At 53.8% G+C, this 24,174-nt stretch carries 27 protein-coding genes; 22 read left to right on the top strand and 5 right to left on the bottom strand.

What is annotated here, in order from left to right:
• Window positions 1-12: 12 nt before the first annotated feature.
• The gene (locus Q3Y58_RS08715; protein WP_274217127.1) at window positions 13-1,329 is read right to left on the bottom strand and encodes a UDP-glucose dehydrogenase family protein; all 1,317 of its coding nucleotides are present in this window, start codon (window positions 1,327-1,329) and stop codon (window positions 13-15) included.
• An 864-nt stretch (window positions 1,330-2,193) separates the two neighbouring features.
• On the opposite strand from Q3Y58_RS08715, the gene Q3Y58_RS08720 reads away from it, so the two are divergent.
• Window positions 2,194-2,880, top strand: a complete 687-nt coding sequence (locus Q3Y58_RS08720) for a response regulator transcription factor (RefSeq protein WP_319621959.1) — start codon at window positions 2,194-2,196, stop codon at window positions 2,878-2,880.
• A 99-nt stretch (window positions 2,881-2,979) separates the two neighbouring features.
• On the opposite strand, the gene fliI is transcribed toward Q3Y58_RS08720, so the two are convergent.
• From fliI to Q3Y58_RS08740, 4 genes are read right to left on the bottom strand one after another with little or no spacing between them, the layout of a single operon-like run.
• On the bottom strand, window positions 2,980-4,296 hold the full coding sequence (fliI, locus tag Q3Y58_RS08725) for a flagellar protein export ATPase FliI (RefSeq protein ID WP_274217125.1): 1,317 nt from the start codon (window positions 4,294-4,296) through the stop codon (window positions 2,980-2,982).
• Window positions 4,297-4,938 (bottom strand): hypothetical protein, encoded by a 642-nt coding sequence (locus tag Q3Y58_RS08730; protein WP_319621960.1) that lies wholly within the window; start codon window positions 4,936-4,938, stop codon window positions 4,297-4,299. It lies immediately after the preceding gene.
• Between the two features lie 4 nt (window positions 4,939-4,942).
• Window positions 4,943-5,662, bottom strand: coding sequence for a flagellar basal-body rod protein FlgF (gene flgF / locus Q3Y58_RS08735; RefSeq protein ID WP_274217123.1), 720 nt, complete (start codon window positions 5,660-5,662; stop codon window positions 4,943-4,945).
• 2 nt (window positions 5,663-5,664) lie between these two features.
• Window positions 5,665-6,438 carry a DUF1217 domain-containing protein gene (locus Q3Y58_RS08740; RefSeq protein WP_319621961.1) on the bottom strand — a complete coding sequence of 258 codons (774 nt, stop codon included), beginning with the start codon at window positions 6,436-6,438 and terminating at the stop codon, window positions 5,665-5,667.
• A 154-nt stretch (window positions 6,439-6,592) separates the two neighbouring features.
• Between Q3Y58_RS08740 and motA the strand changes: the two genes are divergently transcribed.
• The 21 genes from motA to Q3Y58_RS08845 all read left to right on the top strand — a co-directional run bounded on the left by motA (window position 6,593) and on the right by Q3Y58_RS08845 (window position 24,172).
• A complete protein-coding gene (gene motA, locus Q3Y58_RS08745) occupies window positions 6,593-7,453 on the top strand; it encodes a flagellar motor stator protein MotA (RefSeq protein ID WP_319621962.1) in 861 nt (286 codons plus the stop codon).
• A 3-nt stretch (window positions 7,454-7,456) separates the two neighbouring features.
• Entirely contained in the window at window positions 7,457-8,434 is a 978-nt protein-coding gene (locus tag Q3Y58_RS08750) for a flagellar motor switch protein FliM (RefSeq protein WP_274217120.1), read from the top strand.
• Complete coding sequence (locus Q3Y58_RS08755; RefSeq protein ID WP_319621963.1) at window positions 8,415-9,134, top strand: hypothetical protein; 720 nt, start codon at window positions 8,415-8,417, stop codon at window positions 9,132-9,134. The genes Q3Y58_RS08750 and Q3Y58_RS08755 overlap by 20 nt, the downstream gene beginning before the upstream one ends.
• 27 nt (window positions 9,135-9,161) lie before the next feature.
• Window positions 9,162-9,584 (top strand): flagellar motor switch protein FliN, encoded by a 423-nt coding sequence (gene fliN / locus Q3Y58_RS08760; RefSeq protein WP_274217118.1) that lies wholly within the window; start codon window positions 9,162-9,164, stop codon window positions 9,582-9,584.
• A gap of 18 nt (window positions 9,585-9,602) precedes the next feature.
• Window positions 9,603-10,640, top strand: coding sequence for a flagellar motor switch protein FliG (locus Q3Y58_RS08765; RefSeq protein WP_274217117.1), 1,038 nt, complete (start codon window positions 9,603-9,605; stop codon window positions 10,638-10,640).
• A 49-nt stretch (window positions 10,641-10,689) separates the two neighbouring features.
• Window positions 10,690-11,754 carry a flagellar biosynthesis protein FlhB gene (gene flhB / locus Q3Y58_RS08770; protein WP_319621964.1) on the top strand — a complete coding sequence of 355 codons (1,065 nt, stop codon included), beginning with the start codon at window positions 10,690-10,692 and terminating at the stop codon, window positions 11,752-11,754.
• A gap of 29 nt (window positions 11,755-11,783) precedes the next feature.
• Window positions 11,784-12,251: a hypothetical protein gene (locus tag Q3Y58_RS08775; protein WP_274217115.1), complete on the top strand. Its 468-nt coding sequence runs from the start codon at window positions 11,784-11,786 to the stop codon at window positions 12,249-12,251.
• Window positions 12,252-12,415: 164 nt separating this feature from the next.
• Window positions 12,416-12,799, top strand: coding sequence for a flagellar basal body rod protein FlgB (flgB, locus tag Q3Y58_RS08780; RefSeq protein ID WP_274217114.1), 384 nt, complete (start codon window positions 12,416-12,418; stop codon window positions 12,797-12,799).
• Window positions 12,800-12,802: 3 nt separating this feature from the next.
• Window positions 12,803-13,222: a flagellar basal body rod protein FlgC gene (gene flgC / locus Q3Y58_RS08785; protein WP_274217113.1), complete on the top strand. Its 420-nt coding sequence runs from the start codon at window positions 12,803-12,805 to the stop codon at window positions 13,220-13,222.
• On the top strand, window positions 13,222-13,575 hold the full coding sequence (locus Q3Y58_RS08790; RefSeq protein ID WP_274217112.1) for a flagellar hook-basal body complex protein FliE: 354 nt from the start codon (window positions 13,222-13,224) through the stop codon (window positions 13,573-13,575). The genes flgC and Q3Y58_RS08790 overlap by 1 nt, the downstream gene beginning before the upstream one ends.
• A gap of 10 nt (window positions 13,576-13,585) precedes the next feature.
• Window positions 13,586-14,374 carry a flagellar basal-body rod protein FlgG gene (gene flgG, locus Q3Y58_RS08795; RefSeq protein ID WP_274217111.1) on the top strand — a complete coding sequence of 263 codons (789 nt, stop codon included), beginning with the start codon at window positions 13,586-13,588 and terminating at the stop codon, window positions 14,372-14,374.
• 26 nt (window positions 14,375-14,400) lie between these two features.
• Entirely contained in the window at window positions 14,401-14,877 is a 477-nt protein-coding gene (flgA, locus tag Q3Y58_RS08800) for a flagellar basal body P-ring formation chaperone FlgA (RefSeq protein ID WP_274217110.1), read from the top strand.
• Window positions 14,878-14,942: 65 nt separating this feature from the next.
• Window positions 14,943-16,007: a flagellar basal body P-ring protein FlgI gene (flgI, locus tag Q3Y58_RS08805; protein ID WP_274217424.1), complete on the top strand. Its 1,065-nt coding sequence runs from the start codon at window positions 14,943-14,945 to the stop codon at window positions 16,005-16,007.
• An 85-nt stretch (window positions 16,008-16,092) separates the two neighbouring features.
• Window positions 16,093-16,617 carry a MotE family protein gene (locus Q3Y58_RS08810; protein WP_319621965.1) on the top strand — a complete coding sequence of 175 codons (525 nt, stop codon included), beginning with the start codon at window positions 16,093-16,095 and terminating at the stop codon, window positions 16,615-16,617.
• Window positions 16,614-17,321, top strand: a complete 708-nt coding sequence (gene flgH, locus Q3Y58_RS08815; RefSeq protein ID WP_319621966.1) for a flagellar basal body L-ring protein FlgH — start codon at window positions 16,614-16,616, stop codon at window positions 17,319-17,321. The genes Q3Y58_RS08810 and flgH overlap by 4 nt, the downstream gene beginning before the upstream one ends.
• Window positions 17,322-17,330: 9 nt before the next feature.
• Window positions 17,331-17,819: a flagellar basal body-associated FliL family protein gene (locus Q3Y58_RS08820; RefSeq protein ID WP_274217107.1), complete on the top strand. Its 489-nt coding sequence runs from the start codon at window positions 17,331-17,333 to the stop codon at window positions 17,817-17,819.
• A 38-nt stretch (window positions 17,820-17,857) separates the two neighbouring features.
• Window positions 17,858-18,565, top strand: coding sequence for a flagellar type III secretion system pore protein FliP (fliP, locus tag Q3Y58_RS08825; protein ID WP_413697804.1), 708 nt, complete (start codon window positions 17,858-17,860; stop codon window positions 18,563-18,565).
• Between the two features lie 258 nt (window positions 18,566-18,823).
• On the top strand, window positions 18,824-19,753 hold the full coding sequence (locus tag Q3Y58_RS08830; RefSeq protein WP_319621968.1) for a hypothetical protein: 930 nt from the start codon (window positions 18,824-18,826) through the stop codon (window positions 19,751-19,753).
• 134 nt (window positions 19,754-19,887) lie between these two features.
• On the top strand, window positions 19,888-21,588 hold the full coding sequence (gene fliF, locus Q3Y58_RS08835) for a flagellar basal-body MS-ring/collar protein FliF (protein WP_319621969.1): 1,701 nt from the start codon (window positions 19,888-19,890) through the stop codon (window positions 21,586-21,588).
• Entirely contained in the window at window positions 21,585-22,217 is a 633-nt protein-coding gene (locus Q3Y58_RS08840; protein WP_274217102.1) for a hypothetical protein, read from the top strand. The genes fliF and Q3Y58_RS08840 overlap by 4 nt, the downstream gene beginning before the upstream one ends.
• Window positions 22,218-22,225: 8 nt before the next feature.
• Entirely contained in the window at window positions 22,226-24,172 is a 1,947-nt protein-coding gene (locus tag Q3Y58_RS08845; RefSeq protein ID WP_319621970.1) for a flagellar motor protein MotB, read from the top strand.
• Window positions 24,173-24,174 lie beyond the last annotated feature (2 nt).

The raw sequence follows: 24,174 nt of genomic DNA on the forward strand, positions 1-24,174 counted from the left end.
GTGATCAGCCGATCAAATTTCCTGATCGGGACGACCAACGCAGGTGTATGTAAACCCGTGCTTTTCAAGCTCTTCCCGGCGGTAGATATTGCGCAGATCAACCAGAACAGGGGCCTTCATGGTTTCTTTAAGACGCGCAAAATCCAAGGCGCGGAAAGCGTTCCATTCGGTCACGATAACCAGAGCGTCTGCGTCCTGGGCAATCTCGTAGGCGTCTTTGCCGAACACCACATTGTCCATGAGCTGGGCGGCACTCTCCATGCCTTCCGGGTCATAGGCATGAATGAGTGCGCCTTTGTCTTGCAGGGCTTGCACAATTGACAGCGAAGGGCTGTCTCGCATGTCGTCGGTGTTTGGCTTGAATGTGAGGCCGAGAATGGCAATTTTCTTGCCACGGACATCTCCGCCGACCGCAGCTTGAACCTTGCGAGACATTGAGCGCTTGCGGGTATCGTTGATGGAGCAGGTAGCCTCGATCAGGCGCACAGGAGAGGAGTTGTCTTGCGCGGTTTTGACAAGTGCGAGGGTGTCCTTTGGAAAACAGGAGCCGCCGTATCCAGGTCCCGCGTGCAAGAACTTGGCCCCGATGCGATTATCAAGACCGATCCCGCGAGCAACATCCTGGACGTTTGCCCCCACAGCTTCGCTCAGATCAGCAATCTCATTGATGAAGGTGATCTTCATGGCAAGAAACGCGTTGGCGGCGTACTTGATCAGCTCGGAAGAACGGCGTGATGTAAACAGGATAGGGGACTGGTTGAGGTATAGAGGACGATAAACCTCGGTCATTGCATCGCGTGCGCGCTCGTTCGATAGACCAACAACGATCCGGTCCGGGCGTTTGAAGTCATCAATGGCGGCACCTTCGCGAAGGAACTCGGGATTGGAGACCACTTCAAAGTCGGCATCCGGGTTTGCTTCACGAATTATACGTTCGACTTCATCGCCGGTGCCCACCGGAACCGTTGATTTGGTGACAACTACAGTAAAGCCGTCCAGCGCCCCTGCAATCTCCTTGGAGACGTCGTAAACGAAGCTCAAGTCAGCATGGCCATCTCCGCGACGAGAAGGCGTGCCTACTGCGATAAAGACAACGTCTGCCTTCTTGACTGCGCTAGGCAAGTCGGTGGTGAAGGAAAGGCGGCCTTCATCGCTGTTGCGCTTGACCAGTTCATCAAGGCCCGGTTCAAAAATCGGAATTTCTCCGCGCTTCAGCCCTTCGATCTTTTCGATCGCCTTATCAACGCAGATAACCTCATGGCCAAAGTCTGCAAAGCAGGCTCCTGAGACGAGCCCTACATAGCCGCTGCCGATGACTGAAATGATCATTGTAGCTCCTGTCGCCAGCCAAAAGACTGACCCATTCCTGCTGGTTCTGGATGGGGGAAAGCATTAGCGCGAAGTTTTAGGCATTTAAAGACCTTGGCCTACTAAATGTGTGGGAGGCAGGGGAGAACCTGCTGCAACCATACATTTATACTAATGGTCCTGTGCAGGCAGGGCTAGAAACCTACTTGTCGGTCAAGGCGTAGTACACCCCGCGCAGGGCGCGCAGGTCCTTAGCCGTGAAATCCTTAACCTCGCATGGTTCCGATAGAAACTGGATTCCAACTTCCGAGTTCTTCTTCCATGCCTGACGATAGAGAGCAATTTTACTATCGTCGTCGAAGTATATCTGTCCTTCGATGGGAACGGCATCGGCATCGCTTACGAGTAGCCTCGCACCGGATTGTGTCCGGTCCCGAATGATGCAATCAGCCACAAATTGGTCCGAAAGATCACATAGCTTACCTGCTCTAAATCGAATCCTTTGCCGATTCTCGCGTCTTTTATCCATCAAAGCGGCGAAATCCCTGATTTTTTATCCCATAAAATTGCGTGGAATTTAATGAGCTGAATTGGTTAATTGGACCCTTATATGACCAATTCATCTCATGACGAACTTGTGTCGGACTGACTCGGTCACTCTTGCAAAATGCATCTTATGCCTTGAGATTCCGAGGATATTTCCATTTGAATAGCAGATAATATAAAATTTTAAATAAATGTCCGTAGATTTTGCGAAGATTAGATTAGTTAACAAACGGTTAACCCCTTAGATAAACTGAATAATTTCGCAAAAACTTAAATTGACAGCCAATAATGACCTGTATTACTGCCATGAGTGTCCGTGGGGTATTTGGAATTGGGGTCATGTATCTAATTGTTGACGAACAGGAGCTTGTAACCGAAGGCTATACGTCGGGTTTCAAGCGAGAGGGTATCTCCTCTAGTGGGTTCAAGCCGTCAGAGTTCCATGATTGGATTAGCTCTGCACCAGACACAGATTTTGAAGCGGTAGAGGCCATTTTGATTGGTGAGTGCCTTGAACGCGAACAGTATCCGCAGATTATCCGGCGTCGTTGTGGTCAGAAGCCGGTAATCGCGTTGAACAGCACCACACAGCTGGAGCAGACCTTGAAGTTGTTTGCTGCTGGCGTTGATGATGTTGTTCGCAAACCAGTCCATGTGCAGGAAATACTTGCACGTGTGAACGCGATCAAGCGTCGTACGCAAACACAGTCAGTACAGGTCGAACTGGGTGACCTAACAGTATTCTTTGATGGTCGCGATCCTGAGGCAAAGGGTGAAGTATTGCCACTGCCACGTCGCGAACGCCGTATTCTCGAGTATCTTGCTCAGAACAACGGGCGCCGCCTGACAAAGGCTCAGATCTACAACTTCGTCTACGGCATCTTCGAAAGTGAAGTAGACGAGAATGTTATCGAAAGCCACATCAGCAAGCTGCGCAAGAAACTCCGTAATCGCCTTGGATACGATCCAATCGACTCCAAGCGTTACCTCGGCTACATCATCAGCACCATGGAAGAAGCTCGCTAATGCCTCTTCCATCTTAGATCGAAGTCACCTCATTCCATAAAAAAGGACCTCACCGCGCAATGCTGTGAGGTCCTTTTTGGCTTTATGAAAACATCAGCTTCAGAGCATCTGCGCCAGTTCCGTGAACGCATCAGTGCTGGAAGGGGCTGTGCTGCTCTGTGAGAGCGCATTATAGAGCTTGGGTACCAGTTCTATGGCTTGATCCAGAAACGGCTCTACGCCCTGTTTGTAGCCGCCCATCATGCGAAGATCTTTCGTGTCCTCAAACTTGGCCACCATCGATCGTAGTTTGAGCACAAGTTCCCGCTCTTGAGGAGACCATGCGTGCTGAGCAAGTCGAGAGACAGAAGACAAAATGTTGACCGCCGGGTAGCGGCCATCCTCTGCAATGTGGCGGTCCAGAACAATATGACCATCCAGAAGACCACGAATATTGTCTGCGACTGGATCGTTGTGATCGTCGCCATCGACAAGCACGGAGATGACAGCAGTGATCATGCCGCTGCCTTCGACGCCGGGTCCCGTGCGTTCCAGAAGAGCTGGAAGCTCGGTAAAGACGCTCGGAGGATAGCCACGCGATACAGCGGGCTCACCTGCAGCCAAAGCAACGTCGCGTAATGCGTGCGCATAGCGGGTTATGCTATCCAGTACCAGTAGAACGGAATCGCCTCTGTCTCGATAGTATTCTGCTACGGAAACAGCGGTCTTAGGGGCCAGGCGGCGCATCATTGCGCTTTCATCACCCGTAGCGACGACAACAACAGATTTACCCATCTGTTCGCCAAGCGTGTCCTCGATAAACTCACGAACTTCTCGCCCACGTTCGCCAATGAGGCCAATCACAACCGTATCGAAGGAGTTACTTCGAGCAATCATTGAGAGCGTTGTGGACTTGCCAACGCCCGAACCGGCAAAGATGCCAAGGCGCTGCCCGTGCATCATAGGGGTGAATATGTCGAGGACGCGAACCCCAGTTCGCGCGTGTTTGGTAACCCGGGCTCGGTTGATGGCAGGGGGAGGGGATTGATTGAAGGGAATGTCCTCTTCACCGCGTCCCAGTGCCCCTTTTCCGTCAACCGGTTTGCCCATGGCATTGATGACCCGGCCCTTCCAGCTTGCATCAGGACGCAGGCTCAAATCTCCGCTACGTTTGATTTTGGTGCCCAGTCCCAGGTCGTTGCGGGTGGCATAGGGTTTGACGATGACGCTTTCAGCATCAATCTTGATGATCTCGCCAAAGCAGGTCTCTCGCCCGTTCGAAAACGAGACTTGGTCGCCCAAGCTGACCCCGCTGGAAAGCCCTTTTACCCGCAGATAGTTTGCCGTGACTTCACTGAGCGTGCCGCTGATATCGATATCCCAAGCATCTGCCGGGATGCTTCTCGTCAGCTTTTGAAGCCTCTCAAGATGGTGCATTTACGAGTTGCCCAGGTGCTTGGCCTGTAGCTCTCTCAAGACGTCTTCTGGAAAGACGTTGCGAGGATCATTCGCCAGCGCCGTAACGTTTGGAGGCTCTGAGAAAGAGGTGTTTTTTGAAAGGGCTGCCACTAGATCCGCTTCGCTCACGGATGGAATTTCAAGGGCGCGGGACGACAAGGACTGATTCATCTCCACGTTGCCGAACAGGGGCGGTACGTCGGTGCCCATCTGGTTGTAATCAACCCCGGCAACGGCGGTTGGCGGTGCGTTGCCTTCCAGCGCAGCGAGCTTCTGGTTCACCGCGTCAGCGCCAGTTGCCATTTGGCTTTCTTGTTCAAGCGTGCCGTCCATGGCCATCTGAACCATGTTTGCGCCCATAAGGCCAACCATGCCGAGCGGGCCGCCGATCAAGCCGAACAAGGTGCTGCCGATTGCGCGGGAGCGTACCGAGGCGGTGTCGCCTGTCATGCCTTGATAGAGCGTGTTGACGCCCGGAATGTGTTGCAGCGGATTGATCATGTCGATGAACTCATCCATCGTGAAATCCGGTGCCGTTGACGCAGCGCTCTGGTTTTGTTGTGCTTTGAGGTCCGGATCCAACTGTGGGCCAGTCTTGGAATAAACACCATCAACATACATTGGATTAGCCTCCGAGCTGGCGGATTGCATTCTGTCTGGCGGACTCAGCCGTTTGCATGGCTGAGTTTGTGCTTTCAAAGGCGCGGCTGATTTCAATCAGGCGGGAGATTTCCATGATTGGGTTCACGTTGGAGCCCTCAACGTAGCCTTGTTCGAGCCCGTTTTCGGTAAACTCGAAAATGGGCTGGGCAGGTTGATTTGGCACAACGGCAGACCCGCCTAAGCGGCTAAGCTTGGCACCTTCTGGAATGTCGAACAGACCGATAACGGCGACACGCTGGCCGTTCTGGAACACAGAGCCATCGCGGAGAATCTCAGGCTGCCCTCCAGCAGGATCGAGCGCGATCACGCCGCCGCCTGCGTCGAGAATCGGATTGCCCTCAACGCTGCGCAGGAGACCGTCAACGGAGATCTGCATGCGGCCATCACGGGTGTACGCTGGCCCGTTGCCGGTTTCGATGCCGAGCCAGCCATTGCCAGCGACTGCGACATCAAGGGGATTACCTGTCTGTTTAATCGGGCCGCCCTGACGATTTATGTAATTGTCGCCGGTGGATGCGTAGGCAACGGGATCGGCACCTGCGCGATTGATTTCACTGTTAAACTTCACAGCATCAGCGCGATACCCTGCCGTGTCCATGTTGGCCACATTGCGGGCCACTGTTTCCATGCGGCGCTCGAGTGAAAGCTGGCCAGACAGTTGAACGTAAAGCGAAGATTCCATTTTTACCCGCCAAACTTGAGAGAGTTGACCTTGAGCAGAACATCTGGATTGACGCCGGATCCGTTGTTTTGAAACAGGGAGAGGGTAGGGGCTATCGAGATATTGTTCTGCACATCATAGAGGTTGGTAAACTTAGTTAAGAACTTATCCAGTTCCTCGGGATCTTTGAGGATCTCAAGATCAAGACGCGATTCTATGTATTTCGCTTGGGCGTCAACGTCGCCGCCGACCATCGCCTCAGGCATGCCGATGGCGGTGCGTACAACGGCATAAAGCGCTTGATCTGCAAGAATCTCATAGGTGTTGGTCAGCTCAGGCGCTTTTCGTTTGAAGTAGAGCGCGAGGCGCACGCCTTCGTTGTCCTGACCTTCATTCAGCTCAAGTGTTTGAAGCACGTAGGCGTCGACAACGTCTTGCTGTGCGCGGTCAAAGCTTGTGGCTGTCGAGCCGTAGGTCTCGAAATTGAAGGCAGTTGCAAGCTCTTTGTATCGTTTATCTTGAAGGCGATTGGCGTAGCTGGTCGGATCAGTGATGCCCTGCTCCAGCACGTCACGAACAAGGCCTTTTGCATAGATCATGTCCTCGAGGCCCATAGCTTTCATGGCATACCGATATATCCGGTCATTGTCCATGAAATCATCTATGCTTTTGATACTGCGAATGTTTTCTTGGTAGTACTGTGTCTCGCGATCGACGATCGGATCTTTGGAAGTTCGCTCGATGGTTTTATCCATGTCACGTGTGAGCATGGTATAACGCAACGCTGTATCAAGCATAGGGCACCTCAACAAAAAGCATACTTGCCCTTAAACTACGTTTTCTGGCTTGCCTGAAGCTGATGAGAACTTTTTCAGTTTGCGCCAGTTTCAGACAAGCATGCGCTCCTATGAATGTCCCAATATGGAATTGGCTCGAAGAGTGGAGCGCGTTTTGAATATTGCGGTCGGACTGGTAATCGTTGTCGGGTCTTTGCTCGGTGGTTACATGGCAATGGGCGGTCACCTCGGTGTGTTGTGGCAGCCTTTCGAGTTCGTCATTATTGGCGGGGCGGCATTTGGCACCTTTGTTGTCGGTAACTCATTTAAGACAATGAAGGATACCGGCAAAGGCATCATGCAGGCATTCCTATATGCCGTGCCAACAAAACGAGATCACTTGGATACGCTGAGTGTTCTTTATGGGCTGATGCGTACCTTGCGTGCCAAGGGGCGAAATGATGTCGAAGCAATCATCGATAATCCGAGCGAGTCGGAGCTGTTTCAGCGCTTCCCTGGCGTCTTGAACAACAGCTCGCTGACCAACTTTATTTGCGACTACTTCCGCTTGATTGTGATCGGCAATGTGCGGCCTCATGAAATTGAGGCGCTTATGGATGAGGAGCTTCACACAATTGGTCGTGAGGAGCTAAAGCCTTACTATTCTCTGTCAACAATCGCAGAGGCGCTGCCTGCGCTCGGTATTGTGGCAGCGGTACTCGGCATCATCAAGGCGATGGGCGCGATTGATCAGGAGCCTGAAATTCTCGGTTCGCTCATTGGTGCGGCTCTTGTGGGTACCTTCCTTGGTATTTTTCTGTCCTACGGCATCGTGAGTCCGATCAACGGTCGCATCAAGACGGTTCGTGAGCGTCGCTATCGCCTCTACATCGAAGTCAAGCAAACCCTTCTTGCATTCATGAATGGTGCAGCCCCTCAGATCGCTCTGGAGCATGGACGTAAGACCATTGCCGCTGACGAGCGCCCATCGATTGATGAGGTTGAGGAAGAAACAATGAACGCGGGAGCTGCATAAGCCATGCAATATCAAGGTGATGTGATCGAGCCGGGTGGATACGAGAACACCGAGGAAACCGAGGCGCAGAAGTTCGATCTGCCATCTCGTCTCTTGGATGCTGCTGGCATTGGTGTTGATCGTCTGCCGATGCTGCACGTGGTGTTCGACCGGATGGCGCGGCAGTACATCGATACGCTTCGTCAGATGGCGGCGAGTGCGCCTTACATTGCCGTGCAGTCCGTAAGAAACGACCGTATCGGCGATGCTCTGGATCAGTATGAGGATCGTGCGATCATTGCGGTTTTGCATGCTCAAGAATGGGATGCACGCATCCTCCTTGGTTTTGACAAGCAGTTCATATTCTCGATGGTCGAGCTTCTCCTTGGCGGTGACGGCGAGGAAGAGGCCTTTGATGAGGACCGCGCGCTTACCAGTGTAGAGCAGCGTCTCGCGCACAAGATGTTCGAGGAGGCAGCCTCGGCCATGGAGAGCGCATTTGAGGCCATTGCGGACGTGACCATCAAGGTTGAGCGTCTCGAAACGCGTACCGAGTTTGCTCAGACTGGCCGGCGCAGCAACCAATGCGTTGTGTGCCAGATGAATGCCGAACTCATTGGCCGTGAGGGCGAGATCTTTATCGTAATTCCGCAGTCGGTTCTGAACCCGCTGCGACAGAATCTGACGCAAGTATTGTCTGGCGAAGTAGCCGGACGTGACACGCGCTGGACCAAACAATTCCAGCATGAAATTCAAAAAACAGAGGTGAAGCTAACAGCGGTCCTGGAGGAGCAGCGTCTCACGCTTGAGCAAGTGGCGCAGTTCGAAGTTGGGCTTGTTCTGGAACTCAATGCAACACCTAAAACACCTGTGCGGCTGGAGTGCAACAGACAACCCCTGTTCAACTGTAAACTTGGGCAGGTTGCCGGATCATATACCGTTCGAATTGACGAGTTGATCCAGCAAGACGGAGATCTTCTCGATGACATCATATCTAATTGACGGGTTTTTATTCCTTGCTCTCCTGGTGACCACGTGGCGGGTGGTCCTCATGTATCGCCAGCTGCGCGTCATGTCCTCGCATCACGAAGACTATCAGCGCATCTTTGATCAGACTTCAGAGGCGATGGACGGCATCAACGTCTCGCTTCAGGAGCTGAAGGTGCGTGGTGAAGAAATCACCAAGACGCTTGGTGAGCGTATCGATGTTGCCAAAGAGACAACGGTTGATATGAACGCCGTCATCCAGAAGGCGCAGGACGAAATGAGCGCCATGCAAGAGTATGTAGAGTGGTTGCAGGCCGCTTCCGACAAGGTTGGCGTGGACTTGGCTCACGTCTCTGCGCGCCTCCCTGATAGGGCTTCTCAGGCGCCCGGGCGTGGCAGTCGCGCACCTGCTCATCGTGGGCGTGCAGCCTCTGCGTCCAAGGGCTCTGCAACGGCGCAGCGCCCGCAGCCGGGAGCTGGTCGAGGTGTTGCCGCGAAACCGGGTAGTGCAAAGCCAGGGGCGGCGAGCGCTGGGGCTGCGGCTCCTGCTGGCCATGGAAGTGAAGCAAAGAGTGCTGGTCAAAGGCCTGTGAGCGAGCAGAATGCCGATGGTTCAGCGACTGCTGTCTCTGCCGTTGATAAACAGAATTTGCGCGTGCGCAAAGTCAGCTTTGGACAGGCTGCGCCTTTTAGAAGCGTGAATGTCAAAGACTAAATGACCTCTCTTTTGGAGTGACAGGTAATGACCAATTCCAACGATATGAGCGATGAGGCTCTTGCCCTTCAGTGGGAAGCTGCTGCAGCAGAGGCTGATATGAGCATGGAGGAGGCCATGGCTGCCACTCCCGCAGCTGCTACACCTGCCGCGCCCGCTGATAATGATGGAATGAGCGATAGCAACGTAGATCGCAACCTGGATGCCGTTCTGGGCATTCCGGTAGATATGCAGGTGGTTCTGGGGTCAGCAACCATGCCTGTAGCCAGCCTTCTCAAGCTGGGACGCGGTGCGGTTATTCCACTCGATCACCGCGTTGGTGAGCCGGTCAACATCGTGGTGAATGGTCGCACTGTAGCACGTGGTGAAATCGTTGTTGTTGAAGACGATAACTCCCGTTTTGGTGTTTCTCTCACCGAGATTGTTGGTGCGAAGGGTAGTTACGCGTAAGACCTTTAGGAAATCAGTATGAACACAGCGCTTCAGGTTCAGGGAACAAGCCCTGGCACGGCGGTAAAGAAGACCGGTACTCAAAAGGCGGCGGCACTTCTCCTTGCAATGGGCAATGAGAAGGCGACGCGGGTGCTCAAGCATTTCGACAACGACGAGATGCGCCTGATCATTCGGTCCGCAGCCGAACTTGGCACGGTCCCTGCGAATGAGCTTGATGAACTCATTGAAGAGTTCATTGAATTGTTCTCAGGCGGTGTGAACCTGTTCGGTACCGCTGAGGGCGCTGAAGGGCTGCTGCGCGGCATCCTGCCTGAAGAGCAGGTTGCTGAAATCATGTCTGACGTGATGGGGTATTCCAAGCGCTCCATCTGGGACAAGGTTTCGCAGATCTCTGATCACGTTCTCTCAACCTATCTGTCGAAAGAGCACCCGCAGACGGCTGCGTTCATTCTCTCCAAGATCTCTCCAAATGCGGCGGCTGGTGTAATCTCTCAGATCCCACGTCGCAAGCGTAATGAGATCGTGCGTCGGATGCTCACTCTGAAGCCGATCGTGGAAGACGTCATGGACGAGGTTCAAAAGACGCTTCACGAAGACTTCATGGTGAACTTCGCTCGGACAGTTGGTACCGATGCGCATGCTCGCATGGCAGACATCCTCAACAAGATGGAGCGCGACGATCTGGAAGATACGCTCAGCAATCTGCGTGAAGTTCTTCCAAAATCTGCAGAGCAGCTGGCCGGTCTTCTGTTTACCTTCGACGATATCGTCAATCTGGATCAGCGGACCCGTATGGCGATCTTCGACGATGTAAACACGGACACGATCACGCTGGCCCTTAAGGGGACGGAGAACGAGTTCCGTCAGGCAATACTGTCCTCCATCTCTTCGCGTGCAAAGCGTATTGTTGAAAATGATTTGGCCTCCGGTGAGCCTTCACCGCAGCGCGAAGTTCTCGATGCGCGCCGTCAGATCACCGACCTTGCACTGGAAAAGGCCAACAGCGGCGAGATTGATCTTGATCTTGGACGTGGCGACGAGGTGTACATCTAGTCCGGCATGCCGGGAGGAGTATGGCGCTTTCTAAAAGCGGCGAGGGGGCATGGCCGAAGATCAGGATCAAGAGAGTAAAACCGAGGAACCCACGGAGAAGCGGGTTCGCGATGCCATTGAGAAGGGGAATATTCCCGTTTCTAAAGAGGCGTCGGTACTCGCTTCCTTTGTGGGCATGATGTTTATTCTCACCTTCATGCTCAATGATGCAGGAGCCGGTATTACTGGGTTCCTGCGCTGGTTTCTGGATAACCCGGGTGAGATCCGCATGCTCAGTGATGAGGATGGGGTTGAGTTGCTACGGGTCGTATCTTTGGAATTTGGCAGCTTCCTTTTGCCGTGCGCTGCTCTACTTGCCATTCTGGGTCTGGCGTCTTCGTTTCTTCAGAATTCACCGCGAATGGTTCTTGATCGCATTCAGCCGAAGATGAACCGTATATCTCCGCTGAAAGGTTTTGGGCGTATCTATAGTATGAATGGGTTGATGGAGTTCGTGAAGTCTCTGATCAAGCTCACCATTGTGGGCGCGGTGGCGGTCATTGTGTTGCGCTCTCAACAGGCAGCAGCGCTGACTGCCATGTATCAAGATCCAACACTTCTGCCGCAAACCATTCTCGAGATTGCTATCAAGCTGCTCTCCGCGATCTGTGTTGCAACCATTGCGCTTGTGGGTTTCGATTTGGTTCTGGCTCGGTTCCAGTGGCGCAAGAACTTGCGCATGACCCGGCAAGACATCAAGGATGAGTTCAAGCAGGCCGAAGGCGATCCAATCCTAAAGGCCAGGATGCGCTCGCTGGCACGTGATCGTGCACGTAAGCGTATGATGTCTAACGTTGCAGAGGCGACGGTGGTCATTGCCAACCCAACGCACTTTGCAATTGCGCTCTACTATGACCGCGGTGAGAACTCCGCCCCACGTGTTACCGCGAAGGGGCAGGATCTGGTTGCGCTCAAGATTAAAGAACTTGCCTATCAGCACGACGTGCCAGTGGTGGAGAATAAGGAGCTCGCTCGCGGGCTGTATGCAGCAGTTTCTGTGGATCAGTATATTCCCCCTGAATATTACAGAGCTGTTGCAGAAATCATTTCTTACGTGTATGTGAGTAGAAGATGAGTAGTGCTGTAGCGGCGTGTAAGGATACTATGCAAACAGTTGCATTCGCCGAAAGTCTAATATCGGGTGCTGAAGTAGACACCTCGGTTTCGCAACATGCGGAGCGCGAGGCTTTGCTTGCTGAGGCCGTACGTCCTGTTGCGGCTGAGCTTCGGCTTGTCGACTTGACCTGTCTTGCCCGACATATTTTGGGCAACGAGACGGCGAATATTTCCGATCTGATAGAGTCCTCCGCTGAGTTGTCCTTTAAAGAAGGCACACTCACCTATGCAGGTACCTCCACCATTGATCTCAATTGGGGAGGGGATCAGTCGATCTGCTTTCATCTGAACTTCCAGAACAAGGGAGTTAAGGTGATGTTCGAGCTGTTCTTGTTGCCGCTCAAGTCGGCAGTGGATGTCAAGTTCATCGCGTTTGATCGCATTCAGGATGACATTGCAGACAACTCTCAGCGCTTTACTGAGGCTCTGGAAGATGCTTTGGTAAAGCGCAGCTAAACTTCAGCCTCTATTGGATTTTTCAGGCCCGCACATCAGTTGCGGGCTTTTTGTTTTAGCACTCCCAAAAAAACGAGTTCGTGACGCGGTTCGTTGCAGCCGTCAGCCCCGTGCAAGATTCAATTGGTACCCAAGGGCACTATTGTTATCCATGGAGTAGCGTTTTGGAACCGGTTTACCTGTTCGATCTTGCTTCGCGCCAGTCGACTTGGCTGTCAGTAAGGCAGGCGACAATTGCTGAGAACGTATCTCAGTCAGATACACCTGGATATGCAGCCAAGGAAGTTGAGCCGTTTCGCGATGTGCTTGACAAGACCCAGTTGGGTATGGCCGCAACCAGTGCAGGTCATATCGGCGGTGACTTCAGGAATGCTCGCGATATTGGAACAGAAGAAGCAGAGCCTTGGCAGGTTTCAGCTTCTAAGAATTCCGTCTCCCTTGAGCAGGAAATGATCAAGTCAGGTGAAGTAGCTCGTGCTCACCAGCTGAATACGGCTGTTGTGCAGAAGTTTCACGGCCTGATGCTCGCAAGTTTGGGAAAGCGCTAAATCATGGTTGATCCACTCGTAGCCTCTCTGAAAATCAGTGGCTCTGGCCTTCATGCGCAATCTCAGCGCATGCGTGTGGTCTCAGAGAACCTTGCCAACGTGCAGTCCACCGGCAAGACCGAAGGATCCGATCCATACCAGCGCAAGACCATCACTTTTCAAAGTGAAATGGATCGCGCACTGGGCGCTGAGCTTGTTGAGATCGATGGTATCGGCAAAGACGATAGCGCTTTCCGAATTGAATATGATCCGTCCCATCCAGCTGCGGACAAGGACGGTAATGTTAAGTACCCGAACGTGAACACGCTCATCGAGCTGGCAGACATGCGCGAAGCGACGCGCTCTTATGAAGCTGGTCTGTCTTTGATGAAGCAGTCACGTGAAATGATTACCCGAACAATTGACTTGTTGAGGTCGCGTTAATGGTTGGTTTTATCGAAGGCCTTGGTGCTATTGGAAGTCTGTCTTCCAGCTCCCGCCTTGCCGGAACAGGTTCTATCGGCGGTGTTGCGGAATCTCGTCAGTACGCTCCAGTGAGCGATACAACTGCCACGCAGGAAGCCAGTTTCACGGATGTAATGGCAGACGCCATGAAAGAGACGGCCAATACGCTCAAGACTGCTGAAGTAACATCAGTTGCGGGCATCAAGGGCGAAGTTTCAGCGCAGGCAGTTGTTGAAGCTGTCATGAACGCTGAAGTTCAGCTTCAGAGCGCCATCGCCATTCGCGACAAGGTGGTCTCCGCCTATCAAGAATTCTCCAGAATGACAATCTGAGGTTAGCCCCATGAAAGCTCTCGCAATTGCTGCAACGGGTATGGCTGCCCAGCAGACCAATCTGGAAGTTATTTCCAACAACATCGCCAACATGAACACCACGGGCTACAAGGCCTCGCGTGCAGAGTTCACTGATCTGCTTTACCAAGTGGATCGGGCTGCAGGTGTATCCACGCAAGCCGGCGAGTCTCCAATTCCTGAAGGTATCCAGCAGGGCTTGGGTGTGAAGACGGCAGCAGTCCGCAAGCTTCATGCTCAAGGTGCGCTTGTAGAAACCAGCAACACCTTCGATCTGGCGATTGATGGCAAAGGCTGGTTTCAGGTAACCGGCCCTGATGGTGAAACCCTCTACACACGTGCTGGCGCGTTCAATGTGAACAATGAGGGCCAGCTCGTGACACTCGATGGCTATGAAGTTCAGCCGGGTATCACAGTGCCGGAAGACGCGATCCGCGTTTCCATCAACCAGAGCGGCGAAATCTTCGCGATCCTTGACGGCGATCAGGCACCGCAGGATCTCGGCCAGATGTCATTGGCAACCTTTGTCAATGATGCGGGCCTTTTGGCTCTGGGCGGTAACTTGTTCCGCGAAACTGAGGCTTCAGGCGCAGCTACAGAAGGCGTGCCAGGTGATCCGGGCTTTGGTGTTGTTCATCAGGGCTATCTGGAAAGCGCCAACGTCGATCCAGTGAAGGAAATTACCGAGCTGATCAGCGCGCAGCGCGCCTATGAGATGAACTCAAAGGTCATTCAGGCCGCAGACGATATGGCTGGCACCGTCAGCAAGGGCATCCGCTAATACTCCTCCTTGAAGGTGGTCTCACTGTGAAAGAAAAACGCTCCATCCTAGGCGCAACCGCGTTGGTTCTGGCAGGTCTTTTCTCGTCGTTCGCTCACGCTTCCGACCGGGGAACTACAGAGCTGCCAACCCCCTCCATGGTGATTTATCCAGGCGATATCATCAGTGAGGGAATGCTTCAGGACAAGGTTTTCCTGAACCGTGGTGTTGCCGAAATGGCCGTGGTTCTCAATGCAGAGGATGCGATCGGAAAAGAAGTGCGTCGCACATTGGTGCCGGGTCAGCCCATGCCTTTGAACGCACTTCAAGAACCTCTCGTGGTCAAGCGTGGCACGCTCACAAATTTGGTCTTTCGCGAAAACGGTCTGGAGATCAGAGCGGTGGTAGAGCCGCTTCAGTCCGGCGCTGAAGGTGAGCTGATCAAGGCCCGTAACGTGGACACAGGGCAGCAGGTAACAGGGGTCGTTCAACTCAACGGCACCCTGCTGATAAAAGGTGATTGACGGTGTTGGCAAGGGTTTCGCAGCTATTCAAGAGTGTGTTGGGCGCGGCGGTGCTCAGCTGCCTGATGGTCGTCAACGCCGATGCGCTCGTGCGCATCAAAGACATTGCTGAGCTTCGCGGCATTCGCGACAACCAACTCGTTGGCTACGGTCTTGTAATCGGCCTCAACGGTACGGGCGATACCATGCGGAACTCGCCGTTTACCGAACAGTCACTGCAATCCATGCTGGAACGTATGGGCGTCAACGTGCGTGAATCGCAGCTTCGTGCTCAGAACGTTGCCGCGGTTGTTGTCACAGCCGAACTTCCCCCTTTTGTTGGCAATGGGTCCCGCATCGACATTTCCTTGGGCTCTTTGGGCGATGCATCGTCGCTGCGGGGTGGGATGCTTTTGGTTACCCCGCTCATGGGTGCTGATGGCAATGTCTATGCAGTGGCGCAAGGTTCTGTATCCGTATCCGGCTTCAACGCTGAGGGGGATGCAGAAACGTTGACGCAAGGCGTTCCGACCTCCGGCATGATTGCTAATGGGGCACTCATTGAACGCGTCCTGCCAGATTATTTCAGCAACTTGCAGAAGCTGGTGTTCGAGCTGAAAAACCCGGACTTCAAGACGGCTGTGCGTGTTGCGGATGCGATCAATGCATTCACCACGACGCGCTACGGACGCAAGCTTGCCAAGGAAAACGACTATCGGTCCATTGAGGTTCAGCGCCCCAATGGGTTGAGCGCTGTGCGTTTCATCTCTCAGATTGAGAGCCTTCTCGTGCAGCCAGATACGCCAGCGCGAGTGGTTGTTGACGAGCGCACAGGCACCGTGGTCATCGGGCAGAACGTGACCATCTCTACAGTGGCTGTCACTCATGGCAACCTGACTGTTCGCGTCTCAGAGCAGCCTGAGGTCTCCCAACCGAATCCGTTTGCAGAGCAGGGTGAAACGGTTGTTGTACCGCGCACCGAAATTGAAGCGACGGAAGAAGATGGCCAGCTTCAGATCGTTGGCGGGACCGACCTTCAGACACTGGTGAACGGGCTGAACCGCATTGGCCTCAAGCCAAGTGGCATTATCGCAATCCTGCAAGCCATCAAGCGAGCAGGCGCGCTTCAGGCAACACTGGTCGTCAAGTAATTGGCGGCCTGTGTGCCTCTACAAGCCACGGGCAAGTTTCTAACCCCATGATCGGGTCAATTCATTCTTCGGGAACAAGGGTGCGATGGCTTTTAGCAGAAAATCGCTAAATCTTACGGGTGTATGCGCAGCTGCGGTGCTGGCTCTGACGCTGTCCGTCTCAGCTCAGGAAGCTGAGATGAGCGAAAAGCAGCAGCAGCAAAGCATCGAAGACGCACTGAACTATTGTCAGAACGTCTCAGAAGATGCCGATGCCGCTCGTATGAAGTGGCAGTTGCGGGCGATGTTCGATGCTGAAGAGCAGATGAACGCCAAGATCATCGAGCTGGACGCCAAGATCGAAGAACTTCGTAATTGGGTTGAACGGCGCGAGCAGATCCTGCAGCGCGCTGAGGGGCATGTGGTTGAGATTTACGCGAAAATGCGCTCTGAGGCGGCCGCAACTCAGCTTTCCACCTTGGACGATATCACCGCAGTTTCAGTGCTGATGCAGCTCAAGCCTCGTCAGGCAGGCGCGATTCTGGCGGAGATGCCAGCAGAGCGCGCCGCTTACCTGACAGACACCATGGCGCTGTTGACGCAAAAGTACAAAAAAGGGGCCGACTCGTGAAGAAAGCCGCTCTTCTCCTTCTGGCTCTTTCCTTGGCCGGTTGTAATTCGTTGAAAAACGTCGGCAAAGAGCCGGAGCTGACCCCCTTGGGTAATGGCCTGGCCCCAAATGTGGGGGCTCTTCCCGTTGCCACATCCATGCAGACCAAAACCGAAAAGCGGGCGTTTCATGGTCTGTGGGCTGAGGGTGAGCAGGACTTCTTCCGCGATCCGCGCGCAAAGCAGATCGGTGATGTCCTGACTGTTACCATCGAGATCGACGACAGAGCGGAGCTGGACAACGAGTCTGAGCGCTCACGCAATTCAAATGCGCGTACTTCTGCTGACGCCGCTTTTGCTTGGGGGGCGATTTCCAGTGGCAGCGCAAACGGCAATATCGGGGCCACTGGCTCAACAACCAGCAAAGGTGAGGGCGCAATTGACCGGTCTGAGCAGATCGATCTCTCCATTGCTGCGATCGTGACACAGGTGCTTCCAAACGGAAACCTGATTATCAGCGGTCAGCAGGAAGTCCGTGTGAACTATGAGGTTCGCGTTCTTTCTGTCGCCGGCATTGTTCGCCCTGAGGACATCACCGGGCGTAACACAATTCCTTATGACAAGATCGCTGAGGCTCGTGTCTCCTATGGCGGTCGTGGTCGCATCACCGAGGTCCAGCAGCCAGGCTGGGGTCAACAGGTGATGGACATCATCTCGCCGTACTAGGAGTAGCTCATGATTGGTGGACTTCTAAAGCGAGAGTCTTCTCTGATTGAAAACATCATAGCCATTTTCATCGTCACGGTTGTGGCGTTGGTTAGTGGGTACTTGCTTGGCGGTCATTTGGTTGTTCAGGTGCATGATCAACTGATCGCTGCACGTGAAGTGGAAGACGAGGGTATCGTAAATCCGATTTATGCCGAGGAAAGTCAGATTGTTTCCTTGAACCCGATCGTGACGAACCTCTTGTCTTCCTCTGAGAACTGGATCCGCATCGAGTCTTCACTGGTCGTGGAGACTGCGAAGATGGGCGGCAAGGATCGCGATGTTCTTGCAAAGGAAATCGAACAAGATCTGCTGGTGTACGCCCGCACGTTGGGTCCGCGTCAGTTGGAAGGGTCACGTGGCCTTTTGCGCCTGCGGGACGATCTGAACGAGCGCGCCCGCATGCGCGGCGGCGACGCTGTCCATGAACTCATCCTAGAATCGGTGGTCATTCAGTGAAGATCAAAGCGCTTAGTCTTTTTGCCGTTGTATTCTTGATGAGCGCAACGGCGGGCTTGGCCCAGGAAATTGATCTGTCCTCCATCTTGCCGGATGGGCAGGCCAGCACCACCGGGCGCATCATTCAATACATCGCGATCCTGACGGTCCTGTCGCTTGCGCCCGGCATTCTGATCATGGTGACCAGCTTCACCCGCTTCGTGGTGGCGCTGTCGTTCGTGCGCTCTGGTATGGGACTTCAGACCACGCCAGCAAATATCATCCTCATCTCTCTGGCCTTGTTCATGACCTTTTATGTCATGGCACCCACCTTCGATAAGGCGTGGGAAGACGGCTTGCAGCCCTTGATCAACAATGAGATCACTGAGGAAGAGGCCTACGACAAGATCACCGGTCCCTTCAGGGAGTTCATGCTGAACAATGTCCGTGAAAAGGACTTGGCATTGTTTGATGAGCTCGCCGTTGAATCATTCGACTATGATCGCAATACGCCCATTGAAGAGATCGATCTTCGCGTTCTTATACCAGCCTTCATGGTCTCAGAACTACGCCGAGGTTTTGAAATCGGCTTTCTGATTGCCCTGCCGTTTCTGGTCATTGACTTGATTGTGGCAACTCTCACCATGTCCATGGGTATGATGATGCTGCCCCCAACCGTGATCTCTCTGCCATTCAAGGTTCTGTTCTTTGTGTTGGTGGACGGGTGGCATTTGTTGACTGCCGGTCTCATAAGGTCGTTTGTCTAGATTTCCCTCATGAACACAAAGAGTTCTGAAAAAGTCGACCTTGGATCGGCTTTTTCGTATGAACTACGTACAACCATATCCGGCAAACTAATTAAAATTGTAGCTACGGTCAGTCTCGAGCAAGTTCATTCCCTATACTGGACGGCGAGTTTAAAAGTACGAGTTTGAGATTCGCCGTTTTATGAGTTTCTGATTGGTCGTTGTTGTTAGCTCCACGATCTTCAAAGCAACGGTGAAAGTCCATGGAAAGGTGAGGGCATGGGACCTTTTCCATTCAGGGCCGTCAGAGACAATCGTTGTGAAAGCCGGGTTCGCCCATCACAGCGAGTTCTCGAGGGCGTGGTGAATGTTACGTCTTGGGAGACGGGGGCAGGTCTGGCGCTTGCTGTCGATCATCAAGACCTTCCGAATGTGGCCGCAACACAAATATGCTCTGCCTACCGCGAAGTGGTTGGTGATGGCATGCGTGAAGCTTTCGAAATTGCAGAGCTTCAGGTGGAGTTGATTGGCCATCTCACGCAAATAAGGCACCTTCTGAAGAAGGCTGTTGAGCCGCTCGCGGACCGTCGCGAAATTCAGTTCGAAATTGCGCATCTGCAGGAGCGGCTGTCGCTTTGTGCCAACTCACTAGCGCACAAGCAGGAGCTGATTGGCCGCCTGCGGCGCGGCAGCGGTGCATCGATCAGTTTCAAGTCAGTACCTGTCGACATTGACGGTCACGCAGATGGATCTGCGACGGTGACCCATATGCTCTTGAATGTTTCAAAGCTCTTGCTGATTGGTGTTGAAGGCGAAGGACTTCTCGACAAGCCGTTGGTTGGGGCTGGAGCGTTCACTCAAGATCCTGCCACAATCCTTGATCTGGATCTCACCGAGCTTGACGAGATTTTTGAAGATCCAGGCAAGTTCCGTCAATTGATTGGTGTGACAACCGTTGTCCAGCAAGGTCTGAGAATGGCTGCTGATACGCTTGAAAGTTATCAGGCGCAGCTTTCTGCGCACAAGCGAGCGTTGGAAGAGAAGATCTCAAGGCGCAAGTTGGAAATGTACGACAAGGTCGATCCAGCTCTGTCGCTCAAGCGCGCGTTCGAGCTTGCCGGTTTGACCAAGGCACACCTCGGCGCGAGCCGAGAGGGAATCGCCAACGGACGGTTGATGTCCCTGCAAAACTTGCCGATACCGGCTTGAAGCTTGCGCCGCGGTGGATTTCCTGCCGCGGCCACCGCGGAAAACCCTAGGTTTTCCGCCAAATCTTGCTGCACCACCTTCGCGCAAGGTTATTGGTCAAAATAGGGCACGAATGTATAGCATCAGAGGTGCGTATGGCTGCCCGCGAAAATGCAGAAAAAATCTATTCCAACTTGGCTCAACTAGGCACAAAGCGGTTGATCGCCCTTGGATTTGTTGGACTAGTCACCTTTGTAGCGATTGGTGTTGCTGCATATCTCCTGTCACGTCCACAGCAAGAAATTCTCTACGCCAATCTTGAGCGTGATGACGTAAGCCAGATCGGCACTGCATTGCAAAATGCTGGTATCCCGTTTGATGTGAGCTCCGACGGCTCTGTGGTGACTGTTGATGTGGGGTCAACAGCACAGGCGCGGATGCTGCTTGCTGAAAAAGGGTTGCCGCGTGGTTCCGGCGCCGGTTACGAGCTCTTCGATGAGATGGGGTCTCTTGGTTTGACCTCGTTCATGCAGAGTGTGACGCGCGTGCGTGCGCTTGAAGGCGAAATCGCAAGAACAATCCAGTCAATGCGCGGGGTTAAAGCCGCGCGCGTTCACTTGGTGATTCCCGAAAAGGCAACGTTCCGCCGTGAAGATCAAAAGCCGACCGCTTCTGTTCTCATTCGGGCGGATGCGGGCCAGATCAACGGTATAGCCCAGTCCATCCGTCATCTTGTGGCAGCTGCCGTTCCAAGCCTTTCTCCTGACGGTGTCACCATCCTCGACACCGAAGGGCAGCTTCTTGCTGCCGGGGACAGCGAGTCAAATGCGTCGAGTGGTCGAAAGGTCATGCTGGAAGAGACCATGGTCTCTCGAGCGCAGTCGTCGATCCGTCGTGCGTTGTTGCCTTACTTGGGTATCGGTAACTTTGAGGTCAGCGTCTCAGCGCAGCTCGATACGGATACGCAACGCGTCTCCGAGACCACTTTTGATCCGGAAAGCCGCGTGGAACGCTCTTTCCGTGTGGTGCGCGAAAACGAACAGTCGCAGAACGCCAGCGTTGAAACGCCTGTTACTGTCGAGCAGAACTTGCCTGAAGAAGATGTCAATGCGCAGGGCGGGGAACGCTCTTCTGAGCAAAATGAACGCCGCGAAGAACTGACCAACTACGAAATCTCCAGCCGCACAGTTGAGACCATCTTCGATGACTACAAGATCGATCGTCTTTCTGTGGCCGTTGTTGTGGACCGCGCACGCCTTCTGGCAGATAGCCCGAATGGCGAGGAAGTGACGCCTGAGCAAATTCAGAGCAAGCTGGACGAGATCCAACAGATCATCGCTACAGCAGCAGGTCTGGATGTTCAGCGCGGTGACCAGATCAACGTCAGTGCGGTGAACTTTCTCACACCTCAAGGTCAGCTCCAGCCAATCCCGCAGCAAACAATCATGGACGCTTTGATGCGTAACATGGGCAGCTTGGTGAACGCGCTTGCGATCCTTGTTGTGACGCTCATGATCATCTGGTTCGGTCTGCGTCCAGCAGTTGCCTTCCTGCTGCCAAGCCAGCAGGAGATGGAAGACGAAAAAGCAGCTTCCACTGCCATTGCAGCCCTGCCTGAAGGTCAGGCTGCTCTGGCCGCAGGTGGTGCAGCACCAGGTATGATTGAAGGCGCAGCGCCAGGTGCAGAGGGTGCCTTTGCTGCCCTTGCCGACATGTCGCAGGCCCATGAAGACGATGATCCAACGATGGTCAACCGCGTTGCCCTGCGCAAGCTTGAGCGTGCCGTTGATCTGGATGACGTTCAGGCGGCCATCATTCTCAAGCAGTGGATGTACAATCAGGATCGTGCTTCATGAGTAAGGCGCTGTCCGAAACGCTTGCTGATTTTACCAACGCAACAGCTTCTGCGCAGAGCGATGTACTTGAGCAAAGCGATGTAGTGGCGTTTCTGCCCAAGGCCTACGGTGAGGGCGGAGACTGGGTAAACCGAGTTTTTGAAGCCTATGAGAACGGCTTTTCTGAGGGGGAAGAAGCTGCAAAGGCGGGATGTGACGCACGCATCGAGGCCATGAAGCAAGAACTCGACGAGAAGCTTGAAACAACACAGAAGGCCTGGAAAGAAGAACAGGGTCGCATCCTCGAAGAGGAAATCAAGCGCTCCCTAACCATTCTTGAGGAACGGGTGTCCGCAACTGTGGCGGATATCCTTATCCCTTTCCTGCACGAGGAAGCGCGCCAAAAAGCGATCCTCAGTTTATCACAGGTTCTCCGCCGGCACTTGGCCGGCAACAAGGAGAGTGTGGTCGAAGTGAGTGGCCCCAAAGATCTCTTCGACCTCTTTCAACGCTCTTCAGGCGAGATGTGTCACATCATGAAATACAAGGAAACCGAGGACGCCGATTTGGAGGTCCGAGTTTCCGACATGACGTTGTCATCCGGTCTTGCGGACTGGCTCGCTGAACTTAACGAAACAAATCAAGGCTGAGTGTGGCAATGGCTGAAAAAGAACAGTCTGAAATCATCATTGTTCGTCGGCGAAATGACGATATGGACCAGGGTGTCAAATCCGGTGTCTGGAAGATCGCCTACGCTGACTTTACCACCGCAATGATGGCGTTCTTTCTGGTCATGTGGCTGGTCAATGCCTCTGACAACGCAACGCGTCAGGGTGTTGTGGCCTACTTCAATCCGATGAAGATTGTAGACACTGCATCCGAGCGAAAAGGTCTTCGTGATCCTGAGGATGAAAACCCGCCGGCTGAGGGCAACGAAGGCGTTGACGACATGAAAAAGGCCGGTGAGGGTGGCACTGAACTTGAGGGCCCCACCACCGGCGGCGGCAGCGACAAAGCTGAGCCAATCACCGAAGATGTTGACAAGCAGCCCAAGGGACCCGGCCAGACAGCTGACAGTGTTCCGGGCGAAGCTTCCCGCATGCGCACCCCGCAGGCCGGTGAAGCAGGGCGCTATACTGAACAAGAACTCTTCGACAATCCTTATGCGATCCTTGCTGCACTGGCAGTTGAAGCCGAGGCTCTGGTTCAAACGGACGGCTCCGCAGGTCAGGGTGGTCCGGGTTCCATGGAAGCAGCAACGACGCCGGTCTTGTTTGCCCGTCCTAACCGCGATCCTGACGGCCAGGGTCTCGCTGATGGGTCCAGTTTCCGCGATCCATTCGATCCATCTGGCTGGCAGAGTGAGGAGCTTCCGGGCAACTCGCCATTGTTGGCCCGCGTTCCGATCGTGACTGAGGTTGAGAACGGTCTCGACGTAACAGAACTTTCCGCAGAGCAAATCCGTGTTCTGGAAGATGCAAAAGATCTTGCGCGTGCAGGCATCAGCGACCCGAACATGGAGGGCTCAGAAGAAGCGCTCACCAGTGGGTCTTCCGTCGTTTATCGTCCGGAAGCTGGGTCTGATACCGAAGGACTGGAGCAGGGCACGGAAACTGGCTTGCTCGAACGCGCTGAAACGCAGGAAGAAGGCGGCAGCAACAGCCGTGTGATCGTGCTGGGCCAATCTCCGGAAAACGTTGGCCTTGATCCTGAACAGCAGGAGTTTGCAGAGATCGCAGGCGCTGTTGCAGAGACTCGGGCAGTGCGGGCGACGCAATCGGAAGCCGACGGTTCGGAACAGGCCGAACTCGCCGCAAACAATGCGGAGAGCACAGAGTTCAACGTGTCCGTTGATGAAACTTCCGAGCAAACAGAAAACGGCAGTTCAGAGCTTCCTTTCAACGGCACGTCCAACGTCAACCAGAACGGAACCTCTAACTTCACAGAGAACGGATCTTCTGGGGAGGCTGAAAACGGCACATCCTCTGAGACGGATACTGGCACTTCTTCGCAGGGAGAAGATGGCACTTCGGATCAGCCGCTAGACGGTGAAACCAACGTTGCGCTTGTGGGTGTTTCTGACAAGAGCGAACAGGGCATCGGAGAGACGAAACCAACCGTACCCCAGGCGAAACCTGTTGACGCTCAAGAGCTTGCGGAAATCCGTTCTGAAATTGGTAACGCTCTGAAGGGTGTTGCATCGGGCGCAAGTATAGACTTCTCGCAAAACGCTAACGGTGTTCTGATCCAGATCATGGATAACGAGCGTTTCGGTATGTTTGCCGTGGGGTCTGCTGAGCCTCGCCCACAGGTTGTTGCTGCTATGGAGCGCATTGCCGAGGTGCTGAAGTCGAAGAAGGGTGCCATCGTCATTCGCGGGCATACGGACAGCCGTCCGTTCCGGTCGCGTGACTATGATAACTGGCGTCTGTCTACAGCCCGTGCCCACATGGCCTACTACATGCTGCTGCGCGGTGGCATCCCGGAAGACCGCATCGTGGGTATCGAAGGGTATGCAGACAAGCGTCCCAAGATCGCTGGGGATACACTGGCCCCACAAAACCGCCGTATCGAAATCATGCTTCTAAACGATACCGAGGTGTAACG

It is taken from the genome of Nesiotobacter zosterae (assembly GCF_033843645.1).
Taxonomy (GTDB): domain Bacteria; phylum Pseudomonadota; class Alphaproteobacteria; order Rhizobiales; family Stappiaceae; genus Pseudovibrio; species Pseudovibrio zosterae.

Bases quoted from the DNA above. Each gene is read 5' to 3' on its own strand.
- flhB (WP_319621964.1), top strand. From the start codon at position 10,690: ATGGCCGAAGATCAGGATCAAGAGAGTAAAACCGAGGAACCCACGGAG.
- flgI (WP_274217424.1), top strand. From the start codon at position 14,943: ATGGTCGTCAACGCCGATGCGCTCGTGCGCATCAAAGACATTGCTGAG.
- flgC (WP_274217113.1), top strand. From the start codon at position 12,803: ATGGTTGATCCACTCGTAGCCTCTCTGAAAATCAGTGGCTCTGGCCTT.
- Q3Y58_RS08720 (WP_319621959.1), top strand. From the start codon at position 2,194: ATGTATCTAATTGTTGACGAACAGGAGCTTGTAACCGAAGGCTATACG.
- Q3Y58_RS08740 (WP_319621961.1), bottom strand. From the start codon at position 6,438: ATGCTTGATACAGCGTTGCGTTATACCATGCTCACACGTGACATGGAT.
- Q3Y58_RS08765 (WP_274217117.1), top strand. From the start codon at position 9,603: ATGAACACAGCGCTTCAGGTTCAGGGAACAAGCCCTGGCACGGCGGTA.
- flgG (WP_274217111.1), top strand. From the start codon at position 13,586: ATGAAAGCTCTCGCAATTGCTGCAACGGGTATGGCTGCCCAGCAGACC.
- Q3Y58_RS08755 (WP_319621963.1), top strand. From the start codon at position 8,415: ATGACATCATATCTAATTGACGGGTTTTTATTCCTTGCTCTCCTGGTG.
- Q3Y58_RS08715 (WP_274217127.1), bottom strand. From the start codon at position 1,329: ATGATCATTTCAGTCATCGGCAGCGGCTATGTAGGGCTCGTCTCAGGA.
- fliF (WP_319621969.1), top strand. From the start codon at position 19,888: ATGGCTGCCCGCGAAAATGCAGAAAAAATCTATTCCAACTTGGCTCAA.
- Q3Y58_RS08750 (WP_274217120.1), top strand. From the start codon at position 7,457: ATGCAATATCAAGGTGATGTGATCGAGCCGGGTGGATACGAGAACACC.
- Q3Y58_RS08790 (WP_274217112.1), top strand. From the start codon at position 13,222: ATGGTTGGTTTTATCGAAGGCCTTGGTGCTATTGGAAGTCTGTCTTCC.
- fliI (WP_274217125.1), bottom strand. From the start codon at position 4,296: ATGCACCATCTTGAGAGGCTTCAAAAGCTGACGAGAAGCATCCCGGCA.
- Q3Y58_RS08840 (WP_274217102.1), top strand. From the start codon at position 21,585: ATGAGTAAGGCGCTGTCCGAAACGCTTGCTGATTTTACCAACGCAACA.
- Q3Y58_RS08730 (WP_319621960.1), bottom strand. From the start codon at position 4,938: ATGTATGTTGATGGTGTTTATTCCAAGACTGGCCCACAGTTGGATCCG.
- flgF (WP_274217123.1), bottom strand. From the start codon at position 5,662: ATGGAATCTTCGCTTTACGTTCAACTGTCTGGCCAGCTTTCACTCGAG.
- Q3Y58_RS08775 (WP_274217115.1), top strand. From the start codon at position 11,784: ATGCAAACAGTTGCATTCGCCGAAAGTCTAATATCGGGTGCTGAAGTA.
- fliN (WP_274217118.1), top strand. From the start codon at position 9,162: ATGACCAATTCCAACGATATGAGCGATGAGGCTCTTGCCCTTCAGTGG.
- fliP (WP_413697804.1), top strand. From the start codon at position 17,858: ATGAGCGCAACGGCGGGCTTGGCCCAGGAAATTGATCTGTCCTCCATC.
- Q3Y58_RS08820 (WP_274217107.1), top strand. From the start codon at position 17,331: ATGATTGGTGGACTTCTAAAGCGAGAGTCTTCTCTGATTGAAAACATC.
- Q3Y58_RS08810 (WP_319621965.1), top strand. From the start codon at position 16,093: ATGGCTTTTAGCAGAAAATCGCTAAATCTTACGGGTGTATGCGCAGCT.
- Q3Y58_RS08845 (WP_319621970.1), top strand. From the start codon at position 22,226: ATGGCTGAAAAAGAACAGTCTGAAATCATCATTGTTCGTCGGCGAAAT.
- Q3Y58_RS08830 (WP_319621968.1), top strand. From the start codon at position 18,824: ATGGGACCTTTTCCATTCAGGGCCGTCAGAGACAATCGTTGTGAAAGC.